22 protein-coding genes are annotated in these 26145 nt (G+C 68.7%); 10 read left to right on the plus strand and 12 right to left on the minus strand.

Translation table 11 applies throughout. From position 1 onward, the window contains the following. Positions 1 to 8 precede the first annotated feature (8 nt). From ON23_RS04705 to ON23_RS04735, 7 genes are all read right to left on the minus strand, one after another. On the minus strand, positions 9 to 311 hold the full coding sequence (locus tag ON23_RS04705; RefSeq protein ID WP_039776605.1) for a hypothetical protein: 303 nt from the start codon (positions 309 to 311) through the stop codon (positions 9 to 11). Positions 312 to 328: 17 nt separating this feature from the next. Beyond that, positions 329 to 718, minus strand: a complete 390-nt coding sequence (locus ON23_RS04710; protein ID WP_063821221.1) for a hypothetical protein — start codon at positions 716 to 718, stop codon at positions 329 to 331. 36 nt (positions 719 to 754) lie between these two features. Then, positions 755 to 1315, minus strand: coding sequence for a type VII secretion system-associated protein (locus ON23_RS04715; protein ID WP_157170163.1), 561 nt, complete (start codon positions 1313 to 1315; stop codon positions 755 to 757). Positions 1316 to 1365: 50 nt separating this feature from the next. Next, entirely contained in the window at positions 1366 to 8184 is a 6819-nt protein-coding gene (locus ON23_RS39760) for a scabin-related ADP-ribosyltransferase (RefSeq protein ID WP_039776607.1), read from the minus strand. A gap of 12 nt (positions 8185 to 8196) precedes the next feature. Beyond that, positions 8197 to 8511: a WXG100 family type VII secretion target gene (locus ON23_RS39940; RefSeq protein WP_039776608.1), complete on the minus strand. Its 315-nt coding sequence runs from the start codon at positions 8509 to 8511 to the stop codon at positions 8197 to 8199. Further along, positions 8508 to 9035 (minus strand): YbaB/EbfC family nucleoid-associated protein, encoded by a 528-nt coding sequence (locus ON23_RS04730; RefSeq protein WP_039776610.1) that lies wholly within the window; start codon positions 9033 to 9035, stop codon positions 8508 to 8510. Before ON23_RS04730 ends, ON23_RS39940 begins: the two co-directional genes overlap by 4 nt. Before the next feature lie 98 nt (positions 9036 to 9133). Beyond that, positions 9134 to 10000, minus strand: coding sequence for a dienelactone hydrolase family protein (locus ON23_RS04735; protein WP_039776611.1), 867 nt, complete (start codon positions 9998 to 10000; stop codon positions 9134 to 9136). 130 nt (positions 10001 to 10130) lie between these two features. Here ON23_RS04735 and glmS point away from each other — a divergent pair, with 130 nt between their 5' ends. Next, entirely contained in the window at positions 10131 to 11999 is a 1869-nt protein-coding gene (glmS, locus tag ON23_RS04740; protein ID WP_039776612.1) for a glutamine--fructose-6-phosphate transaminase (isomerizing), read from the plus strand. Positions 12000 to 12095: 96 nt separating this feature from the next. Here glmS and ON23_RS04745 read toward each other — a convergent pair whose 3' ends face one another. Further along, positions 12096 to 12527 (minus strand): plastocyanin/azurin family copper-binding protein, encoded by a 432-nt coding sequence (locus ON23_RS04745; protein ID WP_039776613.1) that lies wholly within the window; start codon positions 12525 to 12527, stop codon positions 12096 to 12098. A 189-nt stretch (positions 12528 to 12716) separates the two neighbouring features. Here ON23_RS04745 and ON23_RS04750 point away from each other — a divergent pair, with 189 nt between their 5' ends. Beyond that, on the plus strand, positions 12717 to 14174 hold the full coding sequence (locus ON23_RS04750) for an NAD(P)H-hydrate dehydratase (RefSeq protein WP_039776681.1): 1458 nt from the start codon (positions 12717 to 12719) through the stop codon (positions 14172 to 14174). Between the two features lie 117 nt (positions 14175 to 14291). On the opposite strand, the gene ON23_RS04755 is transcribed toward ON23_RS04750, so the two are convergent. Next, positions 14292 to 15110 carry an SDR family oxidoreductase gene (locus ON23_RS04755; protein WP_039776614.1) on the minus strand — a complete coding sequence of 273 codons (819 nt, stop codon included), beginning with the start codon at positions 15108 to 15110 and terminating at the stop codon, positions 14292 to 14294. A gap of 161 nt (positions 15111 to 15271) precedes the next feature. On the opposite strand from ON23_RS04755, the gene alr reads away from it, so the two are divergent. The 6 genes from alr (at position 15272) to tsaD (ending at position 20532) form a co-directional block, all read left to right on the plus strand. Further along, on the plus strand, positions 15272 to 16414 hold the full coding sequence (gene alr, locus ON23_RS04760; RefSeq protein WP_223273391.1) for an alanine racemase: 1143 nt from the start codon (positions 15272 to 15274) through the stop codon (positions 16412 to 16414). Beyond that, a complete protein-coding gene (locus ON23_RS04765; protein ID WP_051042001.1) occupies positions 16414 to 17544 on the plus strand; it encodes an alpha/beta fold hydrolase in 1131 nt (376 codons plus the stop codon). Before alr ends, ON23_RS04765 begins: the two co-directional genes overlap by 1 nt. Next, positions 17537 to 18022, plus strand: coding sequence for a tRNA (adenosine(37)-N6)-threonylcarbamoyltransferase complex ATPase subunit type 1 TsaE (gene tsaE, locus ON23_RS04770; RefSeq protein ID WP_051042003.1), 486 nt, complete (start codon positions 17537 to 17539; stop codon positions 18020 to 18022). The genes ON23_RS04765 and tsaE overlap by 8 nt, the downstream gene beginning before the upstream one ends. Before the next feature lie 259 nt (positions 18023 to 18281). Beyond that, complete coding sequence (gene tsaB, locus ON23_RS04775; protein ID WP_039776617.1) at positions 18282 to 18971, plus strand: tRNA (adenosine(37)-N6)-threonylcarbamoyltransferase complex dimerization subunit type 1 TsaB; 690 nt, start codon at positions 18282 to 18284, stop codon at positions 18969 to 18971. Then, on the plus strand, positions 18968 to 19501 hold the full coding sequence (gene rimI, locus ON23_RS04780; protein ID WP_039776618.1) for a ribosomal protein S18-alanine N-acetyltransferase: 534 nt from the start codon (positions 18968 to 18970) through the stop codon (positions 19499 to 19501). The genes tsaB and rimI overlap by 4 nt, the downstream gene beginning before the upstream one ends. Next, entirely contained in the window at positions 19498 to 20532 is a 1035-nt protein-coding gene (gene tsaD / locus ON23_RS04785) for a tRNA (adenosine(37)-N6)-threonylcarbamoyltransferase complex transferase subunit TsaD (RefSeq protein WP_039776619.1), read from the plus strand. Before rimI ends, tsaD begins: the two co-directional genes overlap by 4 nt. Positions 20533 to 20559: 27 nt before the next feature. Here tsaD and ON23_RS04790 read toward each other — a convergent pair whose 3' ends face one another. Further along, positions 20560 to 22140 carry a DUF7159 family protein gene (locus ON23_RS04790; protein WP_157170164.1) on the minus strand — a complete coding sequence of 527 codons (1581 nt, stop codon included), beginning with the start codon at positions 22138 to 22140 and terminating at the stop codon, positions 20560 to 20562. A gap of 690 nt (positions 22141 to 22830) precedes the next feature. Here ON23_RS04790 and groES point away from each other — a divergent pair. Both groES and groL read left to right on the plus strand, forming a co-directional pair. Further along, on the plus strand, positions 22831 to 23133 hold the full coding sequence (groES, locus tag ON23_RS04795; protein ID WP_030513506.1) for a co-chaperone GroES: 303 nt from the start codon (positions 22831 to 22833) through the stop codon (positions 23131 to 23133). Positions 23134 to 23301: 168 nt separating this feature from the next. Then, positions 23302 to 24909, plus strand: coding sequence for a chaperonin GroEL (groL, locus tag ON23_RS04800; RefSeq protein WP_039776621.1), 1608 nt, complete (start codon positions 23302 to 23304; stop codon positions 24907 to 24909). A 257-nt stretch (positions 24910 to 25166) separates the two neighbouring features. Here the strand turns inward: groL and ON23_RS04805 are convergent, their stop codons facing one another. Both ON23_RS04805 and ON23_RS04810 read right to left on the minus strand, forming a co-directional pair. Beyond that, entirely contained in the window at positions 25167 to 25475 is a 309-nt protein-coding gene (locus ON23_RS04805) for an RskA family anti-sigma factor (RefSeq protein ID WP_244970180.1), read from the minus strand. 1 nt (position 25476) lies between these two features. Beyond that, positions 25477 to 26052: a sigma-70 family RNA polymerase sigma factor gene (locus tag ON23_RS04810; protein ID WP_039776622.1), complete on the minus strand. Its 576-nt coding sequence runs from the start codon at positions 26050 to 26052 to the stop codon at positions 25477 to 25479. Between the last annotated feature and the right edge of the window lie 93 nt (positions 26053 to 26145).

Below are 26145 nucleotides of genomic sequence, written 5' to 3' on the forward strand. Positions count from 1 at the left end.
GATCCCGTCTACGAGGGTTGTTCGTCAGGGGGTGATGCGGCCTCGGAATTCCGGTAATGTTCCCGTATTTCGCCTGGCTGGATCTCGTTCTCGGGAGTGACCGGTCCGAATCCCTTGGTGAATTTGGGGTTGTCGTCGACGATCCGCTGCTCGGCCGGCACGGCGTCTCGGGCGGCGATATCTTCGGCCACTCGGCGATCGATCTCGTGCAACTCCTCGACCGAGATGCCCATTCGCGCTGCGATCTTTTCGTCGACTCGACGCTGTTCGGCGGGGTCGGTGGCGGAAGATCGGTCCGGCTGATAGGTCATCGTGCGCTCCCGTTCCGTCAGAAGTATGCGGCGATTGCAGTGTCGTATCGTGCATCTGTCACATCGATGGTCTCCGGCGGCTGGTAGTTCTGCCGACGCACGTGGTCCATGAATTCCTGTGGCATGTCGAGCGAATAGTTCCTCAGATAGTGGATCGAATCCAGTCGCCATATCCACTCGCCGTCCGAGACGAGAGTGGGCCCGCTACGGATCCATTCACGGTCGTCCACCATATCTACGACATCTTCCATGACATCGAATACGGGGGTTCCGGCCTGCATATAGTCCGCAATCCGATCGCGGTCACCTATGATCCGGGTGGTGTACGACTCGGATAGCGGTCGCAATTCGGGCTTGTCTTTTCGGTACATTTCCCGATATATGCCGACCGGTCGAAGATCCTGCACAGTAAACTCTTTTCGATGAGTATCGTATGGTAAATGTTATCGACCGGGGCCGCCTTGTATCAATGCTGCGACCGGAATTCGCACAGAACTCGGAGTGCCGGGATTGACTACGACCGCCGCATCTCCCGGTAAGCGATGTAACAGGGTTTCGAACGGTACCCGCTCAATGAACCGGTAGTTCTCCGGCACGATCTCCGGGCGGGTGTACAGGGCTACAAAATCACCCTGAGAATCCGAATATATGACTGTTTCCACAGTTCCGTCGCCAGGGATGTACACGTCGGACGACCGCAATGCGTTCGTGAGGGATTCCTCCGTCCCGTACCCGGTCGCAGCCAGTTGCAAGTGCCTTTCGATGTCGTCGCCGGGCTTCGGCATACCTAGCTTGACCGGGGACGGGCGGTACTTGGCGTTGCGCTGGAACTCGCCGCTGATCTTTCCTTCGTCGTCGACTTTCCATGCCCCCTCGATGCCGTACGGGGGAACGTTTCCATCCTGCGGAAAGAACGGGTCTATCACGTACACCCAACCTCCGGGTCGTTCCGCGGCAGCCTTTCGGAGCGCGGGAGTTATCGGCGGTGGTGTGTTGTCGGTCATTCTCATCTCCTGCATTCAGAATCGGATCGACCGGTCAGTATCTCTCCATGCTAGTCGCCGGTACTCTCATCGCTGTCGGACGGTCTCCCGCCGGCGCCGGGGTCCCCGTCGTCTCTGGTGACATAGTTCGGATTGGGAATGAAGTCACCGTACTCTCCGGTCGAGTAGCTGTACGATCTCGCGCCTACGATGAACTCGCCACGAATTCCTCCCGGGAACGCCACTTCGGATTCGTATTCCATCGTGTGGGCGCCGAGTGTCTCGTTGACATCGATTCCTCCGGGCGCATCCAGCTCATAGGTGAAACGCCCTCCGAATTCCTCGCCGATATCTTCGCGTGTCGATGTGCTGACGAAAGCCGAAGGAACATCGTCTTCTACGTATTGCGAGAGGTCTGTGAAAGAGGGATCTCGAGGAGAGAACCCCTCATCGAAAATCACAGCGGGCGGCCTGTTGTCGCTGCGATAGAGAGGTTCGTTGTCGGTTCGCCATCGGGGATCCACGCCCATGTCGCTGATGTCCACCGACGGGTCCACCGCTGCCTCGAGATGGTTCTCGTCCGAGGCCATGACGTCCCAGCCGTCCCGGCGGCCTTCGGTGGTGACGGCCGAGCCATCGGACTCCGCGACGTCGACGTGGTGGTGCGGTTCCGGTGGGGGTTCGATGCCGCCGGGGTGAAAGGTGACCCAGTGCCCACCGTCGTGAACGACGGCAGGCGAGTCGGGCGCCTGACGCACACCGACCGTGTCGGACGGTGCGCGTACCGGCGCACCGAGCTCGTCGGCGAGCTGCTGAGCCCAGCCGATGTCGTTGCCCGCATGGCAGGAGATCAGGCGGACCGGAGTGCCCGGCTGGTAGTTCGGGTTGTTCCGAATCGCCTCGGCGACGTGTTGCGGACTGGCCTCGTTCTCGTGCCCGGGGATCGGGCGGCCGAAGCGGTTCCCATGGACGATGACATCGTGTTCGCCCTCATTGCGAAGGTTGTCGTAGACACGATGCGTCTGGGGGTCGTCACCGATGGCGGTGCGGTCGGTGCCGTGCAGGACGGAGTGTTCCACTTCGTCTGTACCAGTTCCGATTTCATGATCTATCGGCCCGGCATGATCGTCGGGGCCGTGGTGTTCGACCGCATCCTCGGAACGAGGAACATGTGAAGGTGTCTCGTAGAGGTAGATCCGGCTGCGCCCGAACAGCCCCGCAGTCGGATCGTGCGTGACACCGCGGACTTCGAACGTGGTGTTGCGGTCGAAAAGGACTTCTCGTTCACCCGGCCGCACGGAGTGCGCTGAGATATCGCGGCCGGTGCTGGAGTGGATGACGAATTCGACGTTGCCGACGAAGGTGCGTCGAGGGTCCCGGGAGGTACTGGTGAACGCGGCCTCGGTCACCGTTTCACCGGGGACATACCGCGCTATCTCTTCTGGGCTCAGTGAGGTGCCACGCCACACGGTGCCGGTGTGTGCCGGCAGGTTGCTCAAACCGTCGGAGATCCGTTGCGCGAGTTGCTCCTGGGCCGGATCGAGTTCGGTGTGGTTGCGCAGACGGTTGTTGAGGTCGGTGTAGTGGTTCCCGTCCGGGTCGGTGTAATCACGGATAGCTCGATGCTGTTCGGGCGTCGGTTCTCCATGAGCATGATCGGGAGCGTCTCGGTGGTGCGGCGCTACCGCGTCGCCGCGTTCCGGACTCGTGTGGGCGGGCGCGCTGTCACGCCTGCCCGGTTCCGGGATGTCGCGGTTCCCGCGAGTCTCGTTGGGGCTGGAAGGTTCCGGGGTGGGGTGGGTCGGTTCCGGGCGACGTACGTCCGGCCTCGCGCCGTCGGTCCGGGTGGGAGCCACGGGTTCGGGACCGGACCGATGAGGTGGCGGGCTCGACCGGTCGACCGACGTTGTCGTCGTTGTCGGTTCGCTTGGGCGGTGGACGGCTGGTCCAGGTTCTCGCGGCGCCGAGGAGCCGGGGCCGGGGCGCCGTTCCTCGTTCGGGGCCGGGTGATCGGGGCGGGGTCCGTTCGCTGTGGTGACCGGTGTCGCAGGCGGCCTACCGTTCGGAGCGGCCGCGGGGGCCCCGGGGCTGGGGCGCTCGCTCGGGCGCATCGTTTCTCCCCGTGCCGGCACTCCGGCCGGATGTGCGGTCGGTCCGGGGTTGCCGTCGTTTCGCGGGGGGGTGTGCGCTGGATTGCTGTTCTCGGAGTCCGAGCGTCGAGTCGAAGGCGCCGGTTGTGCATCCGATGGACGGCGCGCGGGTTCGTGCGGCGCCGGCCCGCTCGGTTCGTTTCGATGGGGACCGGATGCGGTGGATGCCGTTCGTGATGCGGGAGCTGAAGGTCGCTCGTGTTCGGCCGCCGGTGCGGCCATGTGTTCGGGCGGAAGAACTTCCGCGTGCACGGTGAATGTCGGCCGCATCCCCGATTCGGTCTGGACCCATCCGGTATGGACGACGTCGTTGATTCGGTACCGGGTGTGCCGTTGCAGAATCAGCTCGCGCTGGTCGGGGTACGCGCTGTCGTGGCCCATCCAGAGGCCGGGGGATCCGGCCGGGACCGTCATCTCGATCCGGAACGGGAATGGCCGGCCGTCGACCTGAGTGAGATTCGCGCCCAATGACGTTGACATGTAGGCGCGTTCCGTTTGTGTTGTGCCGATCAAGGCACGCGGATCACCGCCCGCTCCGAGTTGACGTCCCATCTCTGTCTCCATGAACGAGAGGTCGTGCAGCCCTCTCAGTACTTGGACGGATTCGGGAAGTGGTCTGTTGAGTGCGGCGTCGGTTTCCGCGATCCGCCGATGGAAGGCCTCGACCGTGGGTGGGCTGTCGAAGTACTGGTGCAGGAACCTCCAGTTCCCCTGATTGCTGGCCAACGCGTCGAGTCGGGCGACCGGATCCGGCTGTGAACGTACGAAGTCGACCCATTGGCGTTGGAAAGGATCCAGGTCGCGACGCATCGCCATGCGATCCAGATCCGCCACTGTCCGAGGCATTTCACCGCGATTCGCATGGGTCAGGGCCGCGGCGGCATGACTCTCGGCACGCAGATGGTCGAAATGGCGACCGACCGCCTCCAGCGGATTGGGCGAGCGCAGGAAGCCGTTCGGGAACGACTGGACCGTGTACTGACGCACCGCATGCTGCAGTTCCGGAGGCAACGAGTCCAGGACATGGGCCAAGCGATTGTCGCCGTAGCGTTGGCCTGCTTCGTCGGATCCGAATCGGCGCACACCGTCGCGGCCGACCGAACCTTCGTCGGAAGGCGGGTGGCTACCGGGCGGCGGGTTGTGGTGTGGCGGCGCAGCGGGATGGCCCCCCTCGTGGGGCACACCATTGTGCGGTCGAGGGCTCGCCGGATGTGTGGGCGAGGGGTGCACGGCGTGGTTGTCGCCGGCGGGTCCGTGGGCTCCGGGATGTGTTGCGGGGCTTGTCGGTCGGGGCGTGTTGCGGGCGTCGGGCCCCGGAACCGGACGGCGTCCGGGACCGGCCGAGGGGTCGGGATGTGGCCGGCCCGCTCGCTCCGGTTGTGTCCGCGCGGCGGGGTCGGGGCGGGCCGGTGACGGCTCGGCGGGTCGATGGGAGGGGCGTGGTGTTTCCGGACGTGGTGTGGTCCCCTCCGGACGGGGTCGGGGACCTGACTCCGGGCGAGGTGCCGACTCGCCGGGGCGGTGGTTCGGGCGGGATGTCTCGGGGTGGGGTCCGTTCGACCGCGGGGATTTCGGGTGCGGGTGGTTCGGCCGCGGGGTTTCCGGGTGGGGATGGTTCGGGCGGGGGGATTCTGAGGTCGGTCGGCCGGTTGGTCGGTGAGCTTCCGGACGGGGCGTCGAGTGGGGGTGGGTGCCGTTCGGGCGGGGTGCTTCGGGATGCGGTGCCGGGTGGGTGCCGTGTGACGGGGTTGCGCTGCGCCGCATCCATTCCGGAGGGCGCATGGCGTTGTCGAGGAAGTTCGGGTCGTGGTGGGCCCAGCGGGGTGGGGTTGCCGGTTCGGGTTCGCGGCGCAGCGGTGGGGTTTCCGGGCGTTCGGCTGGACGGGCCGGGTGTTCGGGGGCGTTGGCGGGACGATCGTGGGCGGCGTCGGTGCGATCGTGTGGGGGCGTGTTCCGCTCGTGCGGTGTTCCGGCGCGATCGCTCGGTGTGGGAGTGCGCTCCGGATGAGTCGCGCTCTCCGGGGACGAGTCGTGAGCGGTCGCGGACTCGCGCGCGCGGGCAGGTGAAAGCTCCGGTGCGGCAGGCGCTTCCGTTGTGCGGGCGCGGTGCTCCTCCCAGCGGCGGACTTCCAGATCGTGCGGGCTTTCCCCGGGCGGGTGGGCGCGGGCCGCCGAGATCTCCTCCGGTGTGGGCTGGTAGCGGTCGATGTGGGGGTTGTATCGGCCGGAGTAGAAGGGATCCATGTGGATCATCCGGCCGTCGTTGTGGCGGGCGACGTATGCGTGCACCGCGGGGTCGAAACCCGGGCGGTGCGGGGGCGGCTGCGGCGTCGCTGTGGGCGGTTGCGCCTCCGCGCTGCGGTCGGTGTCGGTCCGCGCTGGTTCGGGCGGTTCCGCATCGGAACGGTCGTGGGGTGCGGCGATCGCGTCGTCGCTCGGGTGTTGCTCGCCGGTGCGGTGGGCCGGGGTTTCTGCGTCACCCGGGTGTGCGGAACCACGACCGGGCACATCGGCGGACTCAGGTGGCCGAGTTCCGTTCGGAGCCTGAGCGTCCGAACCATGTGCGGCAGCGCCGGACGGTCGCTCGACAGCCGGCTCGGCGGTATTCCCGTTCTGCGCGTGCCCGTTTCGGTCATGTGGAACGCGTGTGCGGCTCGGCTCCGGAGTGCGTGCCGGTGGGGTCGACTCCGGTCGAGGGCGTGCCGGAGCGTGGTCGGCGGCGGTCGAGCCGGGTGTGTGACGATCCGGCTCCGGGCGGGCCGTCGTTCGCGGCGCGGATGGCGCCGGACGCGGGGACTCGGTCCTGCTCGCCGGGGGAGTGTCGGTTCGCGCGTTGTCGCGCGGGGACCGGGAATTGTCCGGGCGCGACGCGGTTTCGGGTCCGATGTGCGGCGCTGCCGATCGAGGATCGGAGTGCGGTGTATCCGCGTGAGCCGGAGTGTGAGCTGGGGCGTTCGGTCGATGCGTACCTTCACCACCGGCCGGACCGAGAGATCCCAGCGACCCCATCGAGGGGGCCGCCGACGGCGTCGTGGCCGCGGGGGTGTCGGCGGTCGCGGCGTGCGTGGTTGCCGGGGTGGCCTCGGCCGGAGGCGGCGTTCGGTCGCCGCCGGAAGGCGGCGCTGCGGCCGGGTCGACCGAACTGCCGTGTGGCGTTGCCGTGGGTTGTGCCGGATCGGGTTGCGGTGATGGTGAGTCGTGTCGGCCGACAGGCGTTCCGGCATCCGGGTGTCGCGGCGGATCCGGTGCTGCCGCAGGGGAATCGGGGTGCGCAGCGGACGGCGGCGTCGCCGGATCCGAATGCGGTGAGCCCGGCTGGTCGGTTCCCGGCCGAGTGGTCGCCGGCGCATCGTGGGGCGGTGAACTCGCATCCGGATGCTGAGGTGCGGCATGGTCCGGCGCCGGTGGGGTGCCCGGCGGTGTGTCGTGGGACGGCGAGGTCTCGGAAGCGCCCGGATGCGTGGTCCCGGCGGGTGCCGGCGAGTCGGTGTCCCAGTTGAGGCTCGAGCCGGGGCGAGGTGACTGCTCGGGAACGGAATGCTCCACCGGTGCGGGATGTCCGGACGGCCCGTTCTCCGTGCCGGCGGTGTGCGGCGCCGGCGACCCATCCATCGTCGGCGTGTTGTGTTGCGGCGCAGTATTTTCCGTGTGATGCGGAGGTCCGTTCCCGTGATCCGGCTGGGCGGATCGGTCCGGTGCCGGCGCCGAATCGGTGTTGTGCGCGGTCGTGCCGGTCTCGGTGCCGGCGGGCGCGGGCTCCGAGGTGTGGGGCGACGGCTGTGCGCTGGTGTCGCCGGCATCCGTCGTTCCGGATTCGTGGCTCGCGGGAGCGGTCCGCCCCTCGTGCACCTGACCGACCGCACCCTGGGCCGCCCCGGCGACCGACGACGTCGCGAGTGTGGTCGGGTCGATCTCGAATTTTCCGCCGAACGGGACGCTCGCTGCGGTTCCGGCGACCGATCCGACCGCGCCGCCGACGGCATCGGCGGCCGTACGCGCGGCGAATTTGCCGGCAGTCGACCCGGCCTTGTCGACGAGCCCCTTGGCCACGCCGTCGGAGCCGAGCTTCGCGCCCACCGCACCACCGACAGCGCCCGAAACGCTCTCGGCGAAAAGCCCTTTCACTTCCTCGCCGGTGAATCCGCCGCGCTTACCCTGCGCCATCTGCAGCAGACTGGCGCCCGCGTCGACACCGGCGCCCTGCGCCACACCGATGATCGCGGCCTTGGCCAGCGCCCGGGTGGAGATCTTCTGGATCAGCCACTTGATGATCTGGCGGATGGTCAAGCGCGCGGCGACCTGCGCCGCAGCCTCCTCGGCCGCGGCGGCGGGTGCCCCGATACCCGTACATGCCGTGGCGATCGCCTGGATCATCTGGATCGCGAAGATCACCAGGGTCGCGATGATGACGTATTTCGTATGTTCGATATCGGTGGCGGTGTCGTCGAGGTCCTTGCTCAGGCCCTTGACTTCCTCGATCAGGCCCGGCCACAGGCCTTTGTCGCCCGCGACCTGATCCCAGAACTCCTTGATCGCCTCGTGCGTCTTGCCGTCGACGGCGGCCAAGGCGGACGTGGTGACCGATCCGGCATCGGCCTGAATTTCGGTCAGGGCGTCGGCGAGTTGATCCCAGCCGTCGGCGAGCCGCCGCATCGCGGTCTCGTCACCCTTCGGCCAATCACCGGCGCCGACAACATATTTCGCGACCCACTGCAGTTCGGTGGGGATTTCGATACCCATATCCGGCGCAGATCAGAATTGGGTCTGGGCGATCGCACCGGCGTTGGACTGGTCCTGTGCCTGCAGCGTCTCGGCCGCGGAGCGCATATTGCCCGCCATACTGCTGAGGATGGCGCCGAGATTGCCGCCGGTCGTGACGGCCTTACCGGCGGGATCGACGTACCCCTTCGCGAACTTCTCGCCGATTTCGTCGTCGCCCCAGCATCGGCCCTCGGCCTCGACGATCCGCTTCAGGTTCTGCACCGCGGTGATCACCCGGTCCGAGACGTCGTTGTACCGGGGCTCGGTCGCCCGCAGGGCGGCCGGGTCGGCCTTGAACGTGCTCATCGTTCCCCCCGCAGGTAGCCGCGGTTGCGGTAGTAGTCGTCCTCGTCCTCGTCGTCGAATGCCCTGGGCTCCGGCGAGTCCTGTTGCGCCGGTGCGCTCGCCGCCGGATCGGGCAGCAGCGAGTTCATCAGATCCTTGATGCTGGGTGCGCCCGGAAGGATGTCGGAGAGATCGGGCACGTCACCGGCGACGTCCTGGATGGGCGCCAGCGCCTGCTGCGACAATTCGCCGGCGCGACGGGCGGCGGCCTGCGCGGCCTCGGCCATCGACCTGCCGAGTTTCTCCGGAGTCGACCGTTTGAACGCCTCGGGTTCCAGATGAACCTCCACCACCACCCCCGCGACATTGGCGACGACCCGGACCAGATTGTCCGCGGACCAGGCCTCGGCCGTCGTGGCGGCCAACCGTTCCTGTACGTCGGCGAGTTCGCGCTTCTGCTGTTCGAAGGTCGCCAGCAGGGAATCGACCTCCAGTCGCAACGCCTCGTTCCGCGCCCGCGCGGCCTCCCGCTCGGCGTCCGCCATCTGTCCACCCCTCCGTCGAGAATCAGCCGTCAACATATCCGACGCGGCCCGGTGACGATCGGTTCCCACCGTTCTCCTGCGCGCCCGGCGACGGCCTCCTACTTGCGCAGGGCGCGAGCCATTTGGACGAGCTGCAGTGGCGAAACGTGTTCGGGCTCGGGCTCTTCGGTGGCTTCCGGGTCGACCGCCGCGGTGTGCGGGATGTCGGCCTCGGGGTCGGCGAAGGGCTGATACTCCTTGTCGCCCAGGAGTTGGTAGCTGAGGTAGCCGACCAGGAGGGCGCGGGTGATGCGTTCGGTCTTCGGTTCGTATTTGGCGGCGCCGAGGGCGGCCAGGGCGCGACGACCCTCGACGATGCCGTTGTGGGTGGCCTTGTCGACGGTGCGCAGCGACATCGGACCGCCCCAGGCGGTGGCGAGGGCCCGCGCGGTGCAGTTGCCGGTGGAGATGTCGACACCGCCGGCGACGATGAGGGCCGGGGTGTCGATCTGCGGTGCGAGAGCTTCCGCGCTCGGGGCGGTGGGCGCCGGATAGAGGGCCGCCACGGCGCCGACCTTGCGCTGCGAGGCGGCGATGACGGCGGCCCCCGCGCCCATCCCGTGCCCCGCCAGGGCGAGTTTGTCCGGGTGCACGCTGATGTCGCCACCGCCCAGTCGCACGCCCGCGCAGATGTCGAGGGTGGTCAGCAGGTCGGTGGCGAGGTTCAGGTGCGAGGGCAGCGGGCCGCGTTCGGTGTCGGGTGCGGCGGCGACGAAACCCCAGGACGCGAGATGTTCGAGCAGTCGGCGGTAGTTGCCGGCACCGGCGAGCCAGCCGTGTCCGAAGGCGACCGCGGGCAGGTTGTGGCCCTCTTCCGGGGTGTACACCACGCCGGGCTGCCCGGCGATGCCGAGGTTGCCGCGCATCACCCGGTGCGGACCCGGGCTGGTCAGAATGCTCAGAAGCGATTTCACAGACACCGACACGGGGGTGAACTCTACCGAGAGACGCCCGGAATGCGGCACTGTCGCGAGCGGAGCGGCCCGGACCCGCCGCCACCTGCTGCGATAGCAGGCCGATTCGCGTGTCCACGCGGCCCAAGTAGGCTGGGACACCATGTGCGGAATCGTTGGCTACGTCGGGTACCGGGACGCGCTCGGCGTCGTCGTGGACGCACTGCGCCGCATGGAGTACCGGGGCTACGACTCCGCGGGCGTGGCGATCCTGGACGGCGCGGGCACTATCGCGGTGGAACGCAAGGCCGGTCGGCTGGCCAATCTGGAGGCCGAGCTGGCCGAGGCCGGCCCCGCCGCGTTCGCCGGTACGACCGGTATGGGGCATACCCGGTGGGCCACGCACGGCGCGCCCACCGACCGCAACGCGCACCCGCACCGCGATCTCGCGGGCCGGGTGGCGGTCGTGCACAACGGCATCATCGAGAATTTCGCGCCGCTGCGGCGCGAGCTCGAGGAGGCCGGGGTCGAACTGCGCAGCGATACCGACACCGAGGTCGCGGTGCACCTGGTCGCGCAGGCCTATGCGGCCGGACCCACGGCCGGTGATTTCGTCGGCAGCGCACTGGCCGTCCTGCGCCGGCTCGAGGGCGCGTTCACGCTGGTGTTCACCCATGCCGACCATCCGGGCACGATCGTGGCCGCGCGTCGCTCGACACCGCTGGTGGTCGGTGTGGGCAAGGGGGAGATGTTCATCGCCTCGGATGTGACGGCGTTCATCGAGCACACGCGCGAAGCGGTCGAGCTCGGTCAGGACCAGGCCGTGGTGATCACCGCGGACAGCTACGTGGTCACCGATTTCGCCGGCAACACCGAGGGTGTGCCGACCCGGCCGTTCACCATCGACTGGGATCTGGCCGCCGCCGAGAAGGGCGGCCACGACTACTTCATGCTCAAGGAGATCGAGGAGCAGCCCGCCGGGGTGGCCGAGACGCTGATGGGCCACTTCGACAACGGCCGCATCGTGCTGGACGAGCAGCGCCTCGCCGACCAGGAACTTCGCGAATTCGACAAGGTGTTCGTGGTGGCCTGCGGCAGTTCGTATCACGCCGGACTGCTGGCCAAGTACGCGATCGAACACTGGACGCGGGTTCCGGTCGAAGTCGAGCTGGCCAGTGAGTTCCGCTACCGCGACCCGGTCCTGGACCGGTCCACGCTGGTGGTCGCGATCTCGCAGTCCGGTGAGACCGCCGACACGCTGGAGGCGGTGCGCCACGCCAAGGAGCAGAAGGCGCGCGTGCTCGCGATCTGCAACACCAACGGCGCGCAGATTCCGCGCGAATCCGATGCCGTGGTCTACACCCGCACCGGCCCGGAGATCGGCGTCGCCTCGACCAAGGCCTTCCTCGCCCAGATCACCGCGAATTACCTTGTGGGCCTTGCCCTCGCGCAGGCGCGCGGCACCAAGTATCCGGACGAGGTGGCCCGCGAGTTCGGTGAGCTCGAGGCCATGCCGAAGCTGGTGGAGCGGGTGCTCGAGACCGCGCCGCAGGTGCGCGAGATCGCCCGCCGGTTCGCGCATCAGTCGACGGTGCTGTTCCTCGGTCGCCACGTCGGCTACCCGGTCGCGCTCGAGGGTGCGCTCAAACTCAAAGAGCTCGCCTATATGCACGCCGAGGGGTTCGCTGCGGGTGAACTCAAGCACGGCCCGATCGCGCTGATCGAGGAGGGCCTGCCGGTGATCGTGGTGATGCCCTCGCCGAAGGGGCGCGCGGTGCTGCATTCGAAGCTGCTCAGCAATATCCGGGAGATCCAGGCTCGCGGCGCCCGCACGATCGTGATCGCGGAGGAGGGCGACGATACGGTCCGCCCGTTCGCCGACCATCTGATCGAGATCCCGGCCGCCCCGACCCTCTTCCAGCCGCTGCTGTCGACCGTGCCGCTGCAGATCTTCGCCGCCGAGGTGGCGCAGACCCGCGGCTACGACATCGACAAACCGCGCAATCTCGCGAAGTCGGTCACCGTCGAATAGCGCAGGCGCTCCGGTCGAACTGCCACGGGGCCAAGCTCTTCGGTCGTAGCGACGGAGCGTGGCGTGCGACGTTCCGGTGCGCCCGACCGGAAGCGACTACCGCACGGTGACGGTGCCGCGCATCTCGGGATGCAGCGGGCACAGGTAGCGGTAGACGCCGGGGATCGCGAAGGTGTGGCTCCACTCGCCGCCGGTGAAGATGGGGCTGTTGATGCCCATCGCCGCATCGCCGATGCCCTGGACGGCATGCGGCACCTTGTCGGAGAACTTCCAGGTCACCGTGTCGCCCGCCTGCACGGTCACGGCGTCGGGGGAGAACTTCATATCCTCGACGTGCACGGTGACCGAGGCCGGTTGGGCCGAGGTCGGCGAGGCCGGCGCCGTGCCCGGCGGTGTGGCCGCGGTCGTGGCCGGCGGTGTGGATGTCGTTGTGTTCGAACCACATCCGGCGATCAGCAGGGCAGCCACCAGCGCACCGGCGGTCGGGAGGAGACGCGCTGCGCGGGTGCGTACGGTGCTGTGGGCCATGGCTACGAGCCTAGTCCGGCGGTGGCGTCCGGCTCGCCGCACCCGCGCGCGGTGTCGGCGTCGTCGCGTCTGCGAGGGATCCGCGGGCATCCGGAGATCGGAGAACCCCGGGCGTAATCTGCTGGAGGTTCCGATTCGAGCGCGATTCCTACCGCAATCCCGACGAGGAGGCGAATGATGGCACCGGCCCTGCGGGGATACTTCACCGTCGACGAGGTGCGAGCGGCCGAAGCCGAACTGTTCGAGCGGGTCGCTGCGGGGGTGCCGATGCGCCGCGCCGCATACGGATTGGCGAATGTGGTTGCGGCCGAACTGCGGGAACGGACCGGAGGCATCGCCGGGCGGGCCGTGACCCTGCTCGTGGGATCCGGGGACAACGGCGGCGACGCGCTCTGGGCGGGCGCCACGCTGCGCCGGCGCGGGGTGGCGGTGACGGCGGTGCTGTTGTCACCCGAGCGAGCGCATGCGGAAGGGCTCGCGGCACTGCGCCGGGCGGGCGGCCGGATTCGCGAGGCCGACGCGGGATCGGCCGCGGAACTGCTCGGCGCGCCGGACCTGGTGGTCGACGGCATCATCGGCATCTCCGGCCGGGGTGCGCTGCGACCGCGGGCCGCCGAACTGGTGGCGGCGGCCGAGGTGCCGATCGTCGCCGCCGATCTGCCGAGCGGTGTGGATCCGAACACCGGTGCGGTGGACGGCCCGGCGGTGCGGGCCGCGGTGACGGTGACCTTCGGTGCCTGCAAACCGGTGCATGCGCTGGCCGCACCGTGGTGCGGGCGAATCGAGCTGATCGACATCGGTTTACGGCTGCCCGCGCCGACCCTGGCCGCGTTGGAGCCGGTGTCGATCGGTCGCGACTGGCCGGTGCCCGGACCGCACGACGACAAGTACACACAGGGTGTGACCGGAATCCACGCCGGCAGTGACACCTATCCCGGCGCCGCGGTGTTGTGCACGGGCGCCGCGGTGGCCGCGACCTCCGGCATGGTGCGTTACGCCGGCACCGCGGCCGCGCAGGTGCTCGCACAGTTCCCGGAAGTCATTGCGGCCGAGAGTATTTCCGATACCGGCCGGGTGCAGTCCTGGGTGTTCGGGCCGGGGGCCGGCACCGACGATGCGGCGCGCGAACGCCTGGCGGAGATCCTGGCCACCGATCTGCCGGTGGTGGTCGACGCCGACGGATTGACCCTGCTGGCCGCCGCGCCGGAGCTCGTCACCGGACGTGCCGCGCCGACCGTATTGACCCCGCACGCAGGCGAATTCGCGCGTCTGACCGGGCGAGAACTCGGCGCCGACCGGGTGGCGGCGGTTCGGGAACTCGCCGAGAAATGGCAGGTAACGGTCCTGTTGAAGGGACGCGCCACGCTGGTCGCCACCCCCGGCGAGCCCACGCTGGTCAACGAGGCGGGCGGTTCCTGGGCAGCCACCGCGGGCGCCGGCGACGTCCTGTCCGGAGTGATCGGCGCCTTGCTGGCGGCGGGGCGGGAACCAGCGTGGGCGGCCGCGGCCGCCGCGCGTGTCCACGCCCTCGCCGCCAACCTCGCGGCCCATGCGAACGGTGATGCGGGAGCGCCCATTTCGGCTACTCCGCTGCTGCACCACCTACGAGCCGCGGTGCGGACCTTACGTAGTCTCGCCGACAGCTGACGACCGGTTGATCCCGCTCGAGCCGTGCGCTTTCCGGCCCCGAGGAGGATCGGTGTCCGGGTGCCGAGACCGAAGCGCCGGTTCGCACCGTCGGCGTCCCCTACGGTTCGTTCCGGATCACTCGCCCTGTGCCGCCAGCGTGACCGACTCCCATTCGCGCCAGGTCGAAAGCCGCGACTCGTAATCGGCGGTCGCGATCTGCAGCGGAGCGGTACCCAGGAACAGTCGCAGGGGCGGTTTGTCGGCGTCGACCACCGCCAGGATCGCCGATCGCGTGGCCGTCGGCTCGCCGGGCTGCTGGGCCGAACGGGTGCGATTGCGCGCCGCCCGCACCTCGTCGTATGCCGGATTCTCCGCGCTGTGTACCGATGACGGGCCGGCCCAATCGGTGCTGAACCCGCCCGGCTCGATCAGGGTGACGTGGATGCCGAAACCGGCGACCTCCTGCGCCAGCGACTGCGAGAACCCCTCGAGCGCCCACTTCGACGCGTGATAGGCGCCGAGATTCGGGAAGGCGCTGATCCCGCCGATACTCGACACCTGGATGATGTGCCCGCTGCCCTGCTCGCGCAGAATCGGCAGCGCCGCCTGGGTGACCCACAGCGCCCCGAGGACATTGGTCTCGAGCTGCGCGCGGATCTCGTCCTCGGTGAGCTCTTCGATCATGCCGAAATGGCCGTAACCGGCGTTGTTGACCACGACGTCCAGGCGGCCGAATCGCGCAGCCGCCTCGGCGACCGCCGCGAAATCGCCCGCGCGGTCGGTGACGTCCAGCTGCAGCGGCAGGAAGGTGTCGGGGTAGGCGGCGACGATGTCGTCGAGCGTCTCCGGCTTGCGCGCGGTTCCGGCGACCCGGTCGCCGCGTTCGAGGGCCGCGAGGGCCCATTCGCGACCGAATCCGCGCGAGACGCCGGTGATGAACCAAACCTTGCTCATGAAACCCCTCTGGTGGATGAGTGGTGGCGGGCGGTGTGTGCCCGCGTGAACCACGCTAATGAGCTGGAGTGCACTCCAAGCAAGCGTTGATCTCGACCCGATCCGAAGTCACTCGGGCGCGCCGGGTGGCCGCGGCGCGCCGCGTGGCAGGATCGGTAGCCGTGAGTAGCGCTGATCCGCAGGTGGAGACCGTCGTCGATCTGGATGCCATCGCGCACAACGTACGGATACTGCGCGAACACGCGGGCGATGCCGCGGTGATGGTGGTGGTGAAGGCCGACGCCTACAACCACGGCGCGGTGCAGGTCGGCCGGGCTGCGCTGGCCGCGGGCGCGGCCGAACTCGGCGTGACCACCATTTCCGAGGCGCTCGAACTGCGCGCGGCCGGGATCACCGCACCCATCCTCAGCTGGCTCAACACTTCCGACGCGGATTACGCCGCCGCGATCGCCGCCGACATAGAGATCGGCGTGTCCTCGACCGCCCACCTGCGGGCGGTGGAGCGCGCGGCACGGGCGAGCGGAACCACCGCGACCGTCACGCTGAAGCTCGATACCGGCCTCAACCGCAACGGTGTCTCCTCCGCCGACTATCCGCACGTGCTGTCCCTGCTGCAGGAGCTGGTCGCCGAGCGGGTGGTGCATCTGCGGGCGATGTTCTCCCACCTCGCCCACGCCGATCAACCGCAGCATCCGGTCATCGACGTGCAGCGGGACAGATTCGTCGAGGCCATCGCGGTCGCCAAGGAGTACGGGCTGCAGCCCGAGGTGGTCCACCTGGCCAACTCCGCGGCCACCCTCACCCGGCCCGATCTGGCGTTCGACATGGTGCGGCCCGGTATCGCCGTCTACGGCCTCAGTCCGATTCCGGAGATCTCCGACTTCGGCCTGCGTCCGGCCATGACCTTCCGGGCTCGGGTCGCCCTGGTCAAGCGGGTGGCGCAGGGCGAGGGCGTGTCCTACGGCCACGAGTGGATCGCGCCGCACGACACCACCGTGGCGCTGATTCCGGCGGGCTACGCCGACGGTGTGCCGCGCGGCCTCGGCGGCCGGATCGCGCTGCGGATCGGGGATGCGGAGTATCCGAACATCGGCCGCGTGTGCATGGACCAGCTGGTCGTGGACCTCGGCGAGAACCGGCAGGGAGTACAGGAGGGCGACCGCGCGGTGCTGTTCGGTGGCGCCCCCGGTGATCCGCACGCACAGCGGTGGGCGGAACTGATGGACACCATCCACTACGAGATCGTGTGTTCCCCCCGTGGCCGTGTCGTGCGAGGCTATACCGGACAGGCAGGGGTGGTGTGATGGAACCCGAACGGGCACATCGGCTTCGGAACGCGCGGCGGGTACGGTACACACTGCTGCGGGGCGGGGTGGCATCCGCGAGTGTGCTGGGCGCCCTGGCCGGTGCGCAGGCCCTGCGGCGAATGGGCGCCGCCGTCGCCTGGCCGGCCCGCGGTGACGACCTGCGCGACGAGGATTTCACGCTGCTGGACCGCGACCCCGCGCACCGCGTGGTGGCCGACGACGGCGTGCCGCTGGCCGCCCGCGTCGTCGGCGCCGAGAACCCCTCCGCCACAGTCGTTTTCGTGCACGGATTCTGTAACAGCATGCACTCGTTCCACTTTCAGCGCCGCGATCTGGCGCGGCAGTGGGGCTCGCAGGTCCGCATGGTGTTCTTCGATCTGCGCGGGCACGGCAGCTCCGGCACGCCGAGCAGTGCGAGCTGCACGGTCGCGCAGCTGGGACGTGACCTGCTGCGGGTGATCGAGGAGTGCGCCCCCGACGGGCCGCTGGTGCTCGTGGGGCATTCCATGGGCGGGATGGCGATTCTCGCGGCGGCCGCCCGGGAGCCCGAATTGTTCGAGCGCCGCGTGCTGGCCTCCGCACTGCTGTCCACCACCGCGGCCGGAGTGACCCGCGCCGGTGCGGCACAGTTGTTGCGCAGTCCGGCGATCGACGGGTTCCGGGTACTCGTCCACACCTCCCCGGCACTGGTACAGGCGGGACGGGTCACGGCACGCCGGCTGATCACCCCGGTGCTGCATGTCAGTTCGTTCCACGGCGACGTCAGTCCCACGCTGTCGCGATTCACCACCTCGATGATCGACCGGACACCGGTCGAGACCATCGTGAAATTCCTCGAAGCCCTACAGGTCCACGACGAATCGGCGGCACTGCCGGTGCTCGCGCCGCGGCCGGCGCTGGTCGTCGGCGGCGACCACGATCTGATCATCCCGTTCCGCAACTCGCGTGAACTCGCCGCCCGGCTCCCGGACGCCGATCTGATCCGGGTCACCGACGCCGCGCATATGGTGCATCTGCAGTATCCCGAGTTGATCAATGCCGCGCTGGAGCGATTGCTGTTGCGCGCGGGCGTCTTCGGCGGCTCATCCGTCGAATTCGGCGCGGGCCGGGAGGCGAGCAATGGCTGAGCGTCGCGACGGGGCGCCGGAGGATCAGGGCGAGGCCGAGCGCCGGGAACTGCCCACGGTCGCCGATACCGAGGCGCTGGGCCGGGAGCTGGCGGCCGAGCTCCGGCCCGGGGATCTGGTGGTGCTCGACGGTCCGCTCGGTGCGGGGAAGACCGCGCTGACCCGGGGGATCGCGGCCGGGCTCGGGGTCGAGGGGCGGGTCAGCTCACCGACCTTCATCATCGCGCGGCAGCATCGCGCCGGCGCGGGACCGGGGTCGATACCGCTGGTGCACGTCGACGCCTATCGGCTGGGCGGTGATCTCGACGAACTGGACGCCCTGGATCTCGATGCCGATCTGCACGAGTCGGTCGTGGTGGTGGAATGGGGTCTCGGCGTGGTCGAACATCTCGCGGACCGTCATCTGCGGGTGCGACTGCATCGGGAAGCGGAATCGGAGACACGCACCGCCACCTGGGAGTGGGTCGGACAGTACTGATCGGTTGTGATGCTCGCCACCGCTGCCGCGCGGGCGAATCCGCGGCAGCGCGGCATCCGGTCCGCCCAGCCGTGCGGCGCCGTACCGGCACCGCGGCAGTCGTTGCGGCACTTGGTCGTTGACGAGCCCTCGGCGGGCGCCCCGTCACGACGTGCGCACATCCGCCGCGCAGCGGTTTGCCCCGCGGTTGCGACATGCGGATACGCCGACGGCGCTGATGGCATACGGGAGGTGACCAACCGGTATCGTTGAGGCAATCATGCTTGTACTTGCTGTCGACACCGCGACGCCTGCCGTTACAGCAGGACTGGTGGAACTGGAGCAGGCCGCCACACAGCCGCAGGTCCGCACTCTCGCCTCCCGGGTGACCGTGGACGCGCGCGCCCACAACGAGGTGCTCACCCCGCAGATCCTGGCCTGCCTCGAGGAGGCCGACCGCACGCGCACCGATATCGGGGCGGTCGTGGTGGGTATCGGCCCCGGCCCGTTCACCGGCCTGCGGGTCGGTATGGCGACCGCCGCCGCCTTCGGCGACGCCCTGGGCCTGCCGGTACACGGCGTCTGCAGTCTCGACGCCATCGCCGCGGAGGCGTGGGCCGACGTGCCGGGCGGGCAGGACGAGAGTTCCGGCGCCGAACTGCTCGTGGTGACCGACGCCCGCCGTCGCGAGGTGTACTGGGCGCGGTATCGCCGCAGCGGGCGCGTCGACGGCCCGGGCGTATGCAAACCCGTCGATCTGGATTCCGGCGACGCGACCGCGATCGCCGGATCGCCCTCGCACGTGGACTTTTTCGATCTTCCGGTGCTGCCGGTGGAGACCCCGTCGCCCGCGGGACTGGTGCGGTGCGCCGCCCGCGACATCCTCGCGCGCGTGACGCCGGAGCCGCTGGTCCCGCTGTATCTGCGCCGACCGGATGCGGTCGAACGCAGCTATCAGGCGGTGCGATGAGTACCGAATCCTCGCCGGTGGTCCATATCGAACCGATGGGCCCGGCCGATATCGCGCGCTGCGTCGAACTGGAACTGCTGCTGTTCCCCGAGGACGACCCCTGGCAGGACGTGGCCTTCCGCTCGGAGCTGGCCGGCTCGCACAATCGCTATCTGGTGGCGCGCGACGATGCCGGGCGCATGCTCGGGTACGCGGGCATCGCGCTGCTGGGCACAGCCGACCATCCCGAGGCCGAGATCCACACCATCGGTGTCGATCCGGACGTGCACCGCGGGGGAATCGGGACGGTGCTGTTGCGCGCGTTGCTGGCCGAGGCCGGGCGGCGCGGCGGACCGGTCTTCCTCGAGGTGCGGACCGACAACGCGCCGGCCATCGCGCTCTACGAGAAGCACGGCTTCCACATCATCGGCCTGCGCAAGAGCTACTACCAGCCCAGTGGCGCCGACGCGTTCACCATGCGCCGCCCGGCGATGACCGGATTCCCGCACCCTGGCGCCGAGCGCGCCCACGACTCCGAGGTCCTGTCATGATCGTCCTGGGTGTCGAAAGTTCCTGTGACGAAACCGGTGTCGGCATCGTGCGCCGCCATCCGGACGGCACCTGCGAACTCCTCGCCGACGAGGTGGCGTCCAGCGTCGACCAGCATGCGCGGTTCGGTGGTGTGGTTCCCGAGATAGCCTCGCGCGCCCATCTCGAGGCCATCGTGCCCGCCATGCGGCGCGCGCTGTCGACGGCGGGGATCGCCAAGCCGGATGCGCTGGCCGTCACCATCGGACCGGGCCTGGCCGGTGCCCTGCTGGTGGGCGTGGCGGCCGCGAAAGCCTATGCGGCGGCCTGGGATATCCCGCTGTTCGCGTTGAATCATCTCGGCGGGCACGTCGCCGTCGACACCCTCGAACACGGTCCGATGCCGCCGTGTGTGGCCCTGCTGGTTTCCGGCGGGCACACCCATCTGCTGCACGTGACCGATCTGGCCGAGCCGATCGTCGAAATGGGCAGCACCGTCGACGATGCGGCCGGCGAGGCGTTCGACAAGGTGGCGCGACTGCTGGACCTCGGCTTTCCGGGCGGCCCGGCGCTGGATGCCGCTGCGGCCCAGGGTGATCCGGCCGCGATCGCCTTCCCGCGCGGGATGACCGGGCCGCGTGATCCGCGGTACGACTTCTCCTTCTCCGGTCTCAAGACCGCCGTCGCCCGCTATGTCGAGGCGGCCCAGCGTAACGGGACCGAACTGCCGATCCCCGATATCGCGGCCTCGTTCCAGGAGGCCGTGGCCGATGTGCTGACCATGAAGGCCGTGCGCGCGGCGCAGGATGTCGGTGTGGACACGCTCGTGCTCGGTGGCGGCGCGACCGCCAACTCCCGGATCCGGTCGATGGCCGAAGAGCGATGCGCGGCCGCCGGTCTGACCCTGCGCGTGCCCAAGCCGCGCCTGTGTACCGACAACGGCGTGATGATCGCCACCCTGGGCGCCCACGTGATCGCGGGCGGCGCCGAACCGTCCCCGTTGACGGTCGCGACCGACCCGGGACTTTCGGTGTCCACCAGCCAGATTCGCTGACAGCGTCCCGAAGAGAATCCCTTCGACTCAGTCCTGGGGCTGCACGGTCGTCGTGCCCGGCGCTGCCGACCGCCCGGACAGAATGGGATCACCCGGCTCGGTGGGCTGGACCGGGTCCGAATCCGCGGATCCGGAACTGGAACGCGGCAGCACCGGAACCCGGGTGCTACCCGGCTTGGTCGGCGCGGCCCCCGGTGTGGGGGTGCTCGTGCCGGGCGTAACCGGTTGCGGTGTGGTGGTTCCCAGCAGCGGACCGAGCAGATGCGGCAGGTTGGGCGGCAGCGGAATCTGCGGCAGATTCGGATCCGGCCGCAGTACCGGCGCGCTGGTGGTCGGCGTGACCGGCGGGACCTGATCGGCATTGGTCGTCGGCAGCGAACTGCCCGGCGAGGTGCCGGGTGCCGAACTGCTCGGCTGCGTGCTGTTCGCCGGCGGATGTTCGGTCCGGCTCTGCCCGGTGCCGTCCGTCGATGTGCCCGCGGGCATCGAGGTCGGCGCGGGTGGGGTGGTCAGCTGAGTATCGGTCGTGCCCGCCGGGGTCACGTCCTGATGGGCGGTCGGCACGAGTTCCTTGACGCCGTAGCCGACCACGAGACCGACCACCACGACCGCGCCGACGAGGGTGCCGATCACCTTGGTGAAGGTTCCGGCCGATCCGTCGCTCCCCAGCGCGATCGGGGAGAAGTTCGAGGGCTGGGCCGAATCGGCCACCAGCGCCGCACCTTTCGCGGTCACCGCCTCCGGCTCCGGAACCGAGACCACGGGGATGTCGAGCAGTGCGTCGAGTCCGTCGATCAACGAGGCGATATTGGCGCCGCCGCCGATGATCGCCACCGCCTCCGGGACTTTCGGCGCGCGTGCGAAGACCGCGCGGGCGTAGTCGGCCGCCTCGCGCAGCAGATCGGCGATCAGTTCGGCGAAATCGGCACGGGTCAGCTTCAGCGGCTGCCCGGCGACATGGTCGATGGTCACAGCCGGGGCGATGGACAGATGCTCCTTGGCCGCCCGGCTGCGATTGATCAGCATATTCCGGTTCGGCCGGGTGCCGCGGCGGGCGAAATGGCAGTCCAGCAGGTGATGGTAGATCAGCTCGTCCACCGCGGAGCCACTGATCGCCTCCGTGCGCTCGGAACGCAGCACGGTGTCGTCGGCCAGATCGGCCACGGTGACCGTCGTACCGGAGGCGCCGAGGTCGATCACCGCCACCGTCTCGTAGCGGTCGAGCAGGCCGGTATCACGCAGATAGGTCAGTGCCGCAGTACTTTCGGGGATGAGCTGCACATCCCGGCGCTGCCGGCCGATCGCGGCGCGAATCGCCATCGCCTGCTCGCGATCGCGGTAGGCGACCGCGATGGCGCCGGCCGGGACGGGCTGGGTCTGCGGCGCCGAGGCGCCGGGCGAGTGCGTGCCGACGCGGTGCAGATAGTCGCGGGGCATCTGCGTGGTCATCAGCTCGATCGACGAGGCGACCAGATCACCCGGATCGGAATGTGCCACATCCGCCGACACGACGCGGTAATCGAAACTCTGGGCACCGTTGGGCGCGGTGGCGACGACGGCCGAGCAGACGACGTCGTTCCCGGCGGAGATACCGAGGGATGTTCGCATGTTCACCTCCCTTCTCGAGCTGGTCGAGCGGACGGCCATGGTGGTACCGACCATCTCGAACGGACATCAGGGGCATCCGCTGTGCGGCGAATGCTCCGCGCGCGGATCGGGACGGGTCTTCCTCCGTCGGGGAGGCGGTCCGGTGAGGCGCCATACCGTCAGGCTGTCGGTCCCATCAGGTGCGATCCGTTTTCAGGGTCGGGACCGGCCGTCGATCACGTGCGGTCTTGTTCTCGTCTCAGGTGTGCGCGAGGTCGTCGCGCGATGGGTGAAGCGGTTGTACTCGGCGGATCGCGTGACGGCTACGGCCGATGGGCAGGCCGTAACGACACAGCTGTCGTACGACATGACCGATCACGGAACCGTCTTACATACTGTCACAATCCGTTATCCGAACGTTACAGATTTTTCGGATCAATTGCCACGCCCTCGGGTGTGTCGCAAAGTCAGCACTGCCCACCCTTGAGCGCTGGCACTCTCGTGTATAGAGTGCTAGTCGGCACTGGTTGTGCTCAGGTGCCAGCTCGACTTTGGGCAAGGGTCCCGGCACCCGCGACGACGGGGCTGTGCGCAGGGTCGGCACGGCGGTAGTGGTAAGGCTCCACGAACGCCGCATCAACACCGTGACCAAACCGTGAGTCCGGGGAACAGCCCCGGACGACCGAATCCCCTGAAAGTGGAGGGCTCAACGTGGCGAGCGTGAACATCAAGCCGCTCGAGGACAAGATCCTCGTCCAGGCCAACGAGGCCGAGACGACGACCGCCTCCGGCCTGGTCATCCCCGACACGGCGAAGGAGAAGCCCCAGGAGGGCACCGTCGTCGCCGTAGGACCCGGCCGGTGGGACGAGGACGGCGAGAAGCGCATTCCGCTGGATGTCAAGGAAGGCGACGTCGTCATCTACAGCAAGTACGGCGGCACCGAGATCAAGTACAACGGCGAGGAGTACCTGATCCTGTCGGCGCGCGACCTGCTGGCCGTCGTCGACAAGTGATGACCGACCGATGACCCTCGCGGCCGTCGCGATTCGGATCGCACCGTAACGACCACTGCCCCGGTGCCCCACGCGTGGGCCCGGGGCAGTGATCGTTGTGACTCCTGCTTCCCGGCCGCGGGTCGTCGCAGGCCCGTCCACCACTCCCACCCCAAGGACATCTCAACCATGGCAAAGCAGATCGAGTTCGACGAGAAGGCTCGTCGGGCAATGGAACGCGGCGTCGACAAGCTGGCCGACGCCGTCAAGGTCACCCTCGGCCCGCGCGGCCGGCACGTGGTGCTGGCCAAGGCGTTCGGCGGCCCCACCGTCACCAACGACGGCGTCACCATCGCACGCGACATCGACCTCGAGGATCCCTTCGAGAACCTCGGCGCGCAGCTGGTCAAGAGCGTCGCCACCAAGACCAACGACGTCGCCGGCGACGGCACCACCACCGCCACCGTGCTGGCCCAGGCCCTCATCAAGGGCGGTCTCAAGAACCTCGCCGCCGGCGCCAACCCGATCGGCCTCGGCGCCGGTATGAGCAAGGCCGCCGACGTCGTGTCCGAGGCGCTGCTGGCCGCCGCCAAGCCGGTCTCCGGCGAGAAGGCCATCGCCCAGGTCGCCACCGTCTCCTCGCGCGACGAGGAAATCGGCGAGATGGTCGGCAAGGCGCTGACCACCGTCGGCAAGGACGGCGTCGTCACCGTGGAGGAGTCCTCCACGGTCAGCACCGACCTCGAGATCACCGAGGGCGTGCAGTTCGACAAGGGCTACCTGTCGGGCTACTTCGTCACCGACCCCGACAAGCAGGAAGCCGTCCTCGAGGACGTCCAGGTGCTGCTGCACCGGGAGAAGATCAGCTCGCTGCCCGACTTCCTGCCGCTGCTCGAGAAGATCGCCGAATCCGGCAAGCCGGTGCTGATCATCGCCGAGGACATCGAGGGCGAGGCGCTGTCCACCCTGGTCGTCAACGCCATCCGCAAGACCCTCAAGGTCGTCGCGGTCAAGGCGCCGTTCTTCGGTGACCGTCGCAAGGCGTTCCTCGACGACCTGGCCGTCGTCACCGGTGGCACCGTGATCAACCCCGACCTGGGCATCAGCCTGCGCGAGGCCGGTCTGGACCTGCTCGGCCACGCCCGCCGCGTGGTCGTCACCAAGGACGAGACCACCATCGTCGACGGCGCCGGCACCCAGGAGGCCATCGATGCCCGCGTCGCGCAGCTGCGCGGCGAGATCGAGGCCACCGACTCCGACTGGGACCGCGAGAAGCTGGAGGAGCGGCTGGCCAAGCTGTCCGGCGGCGTCGCGGTCATCAAGGTCGGTGCGGCCACCGAAACCGCGCTCAAGGAGCGCAAGTACCGGGTCGAGGACGCGGTCAGCGCGGCCAAGGCCGCGGTCGAGGAGGGCATCGTCGCCGGCGGTGGTACCGCGCTGGTGCAGGCCGCGACCAAGCTGGTCGAACTGCGCGACTCGCTGACCGGTGACCAGGCCATCGGCGTCGAGGTCGTGCGGCAGGCGCTGCGGGCGCCGCTGTACTGGATCGCCACCAACGCCGGTATCGACGGCGCGGTCGTGGTCAGCAAGGTCAGCGAGGGCAAGGACGGCTTCAACGCCGCCACCCTGACCTACGGCGACCTGATCACCGACGGTGTCGTCGACCCGGTCAAGGTCACCCGTTCCGCGGTCCTCAACGCCACTTCCGTGGCGCGGATGGTGCTCACCACCGAGAGCGCCGTGGTCGACAAGCCGGCCGAGGAAGAGGCGGGCGACCACCACGGTCACGCGCACTGAAATCGAAGCGGGCGGCGGGGCTGTGTCGAATTCGCGGCTCCGCCGCGGTGGCCCCCTAGGGCGCAACCCGTTGGGGTTGGGTCGGGCCGCACCCCGGCGAGATCGGGTCGGGCCCTGGTCTCGGTGACGGGAGCCTTTGTGACCGCAACGGCCCGTTCACGGTGAAACGTGAACGGGCCGTTGGCGTTTCGTGAGGGCTGCGGGTGGATACTCGCTGGAGCGTTGCGCCTACCTCGAGGCTCGGTTGAGCCCGGAGCTCAGTTGAGAGAGGTCGGGCCGGGTTCCTCACCGTTGCGGTGAGCGGGAGGACGAATATTTCGTGCGGCGGGGGCGTGATCGTCGGCGATCGCGGCCAGGAGCCGGGTGCGGAGGGTGGCGGGTGGCTGGACGGCCGACGCCGAGGCGAACAGGGTAAGAGCTTCTCTGGTCAGTTGCACTTCCGTGTCGAAGTCCGCGCGCAGTATCGGATCGCCGGAGTCGAACAGCTCCTGCACCGCGCGCTGGTCCTCGTCGCCGATCGATCCGAGCGCGACCGTATGCGCGAGATCGATCTGGCTCTCGTTCATCTCACGTCACTCCCAAACTCTTTTTCAGTCGTGTCAATCCGTCCCGAATCCGGGACTTGACGGTCGGTAACCCTACTCCGAGGTAAGTAGCCACCTCGGCATATGTCCGGCCGCCGAAATACGCCAGCGAGATCGCCTCGCGCTGGGTTTCGGTGAGGGTGGCAAGGCTCTCGCGTACGGCCTGTTGTTCGAGCCGGCGGCCGACTTCCTCGGTGACCTCGTCGAATTCGTTGCCGAGAGTCGCGGCGCCGTAGGTGACCTCACGCTGGGCGTGTGCCTGTTCGGCGCGGACCCGGTCGACGGCGCGCCGATGCGCGAGCGTCATCAGCCAGGTCACCGCCGAACCCTTGGCCGGGTCGAAATTGGCTGCGGTGCGCCAGATCTGGAGGTAGACCTCCTGGGTCGTCTCCTCCGCATAACCGGAATCGTGGAGGACACGCAGCACCAATCCGAATACCCGGGCGCTCGTGCGGTCGTACAGCTCGGCGAATGCCTGCCGATCGGACCGGCCGCAGCGCTCCAGAAGTGCCGCCAGCTCGATACTTTCGCTTGCGCGTGCCGTGATCGCAGAGTCCACACTCGGTGTGGCCACCCGACCGTCCCCGATGGATCCTTGGAACGAGTCGCCCTCTGCGGCCGGCGGCCGCGTTGTCACAACGCTCCATTCTGT

This window comes from Nocardia cerradoensis NBRC 101014, from assembly GCF_000308535.1.
Classification (GTDB): Bacteria; Actinomycetota; Actinomycetes; order Mycobacteriales; family Mycobacteriaceae; genus Nocardia; species Nocardia cerradoensis.

Bases quoted from the DNA above. Each gene is read 5' to 3' on its own strand.
- ON23_RS04705 (WP_039776605.1), bottom strand. From the start codon at position 311: ATGACCTATCAGCCGGACCGATCTTCCGCCACCGACCCCGCCGAACAG.
- ON23_RS04715 (WP_157170163.1), bottom strand. From the start codon at position 1,315: ATGACCGACAACACACCACCGCCGATAACTCCCGCGCTCCGAAAGGCT.
- ON23_RS39760 (WP_039776607.1), bottom strand. From the start codon at position 8,184: ATGGGTATCGAAATCCCCACCGAACTGCAGTGGGTCGCGAAATATGTT.
- ON23_RS39940 (WP_039776608.1), bottom strand. From the start codon at position 8,511: ATGAGCACGTTCAAGGCCGACCCGGCCGCCCTGCGGGCGACCGAGCCC.
- ON23_RS04730 (WP_039776610.1), bottom strand. From the start codon at position 9,035: ATGGCGGACGCCGAGCGGGAGGCCGCGCGGGCGCGGAACGAGGCGTTG.
- glmS (WP_039776612.1), top strand. From the start codon at position 10,131: ATGTGCGGAATCGTTGGCTACGTCGGGTACCGGGACGCGCTCGGCGTC.
- ON23_RS04745 (WP_039776613.1), bottom strand. From the start codon at position 12,527: ATGGCCCACAGCACCGTACGCACCCGCGCAGCGCGTCTCCTCCCGACC.
- ON23_RS04755 (WP_039776614.1), bottom strand. From the start codon at position 15,110: ATGAGCAAGGTTTGGTTCATCACCGGCGTCTCGCGCGGATTCGGTCGC.
- ON23_RS04765 (WP_051042001.1), top strand. From the start codon at position 16,414: ATGGAACCCGAACGGGCACATCGGCTTCGGAACGCGCGGCGGGTACGG.
- tsaE (WP_051042003.1), top strand. From the start codon at position 17,537: ATGGCTGAGCGTCGCGACGGGGCGCCGGAGGATCAGGGCGAGGCCGAG.
- tsaB (WP_039776617.1), top strand. From the start codon at position 18,282: ATGCTTGTACTTGCTGTCGACACCGCGACGCCTGCCGTTACAGCAGGA.
- rimI (WP_039776618.1), top strand. From the start codon at position 18,968: ATGAGTACCGAATCCTCGCCGGTGGTCCATATCGAACCGATGGGCCCG.
- tsaD (WP_039776619.1), top strand. From the start codon at position 19,498: ATGATCGTCCTGGGTGTCGAAAGTTCCTGTGACGAAACCGGTGTCGGC.
- ON23_RS04790 (WP_157170164.1), bottom strand. From the start codon at position 22,140: ATGCGAACATCCCTCGGTATCTCCGCCGGGAACGACGTCGTCTGCTCG.
- groL (WP_039776621.1), top strand. From the start codon at position 23,302: ATGGCAAAGCAGATCGAGTTCGACGAGAAGGCTCGTCGGGCAATGGAA.
- ON23_RS04805 (WP_244970180.1), bottom strand. From the start codon at position 25,475: ATGAACGAGAGCCAGATCGATCTCGCGCATACGGTCGCGCTCGGATCG.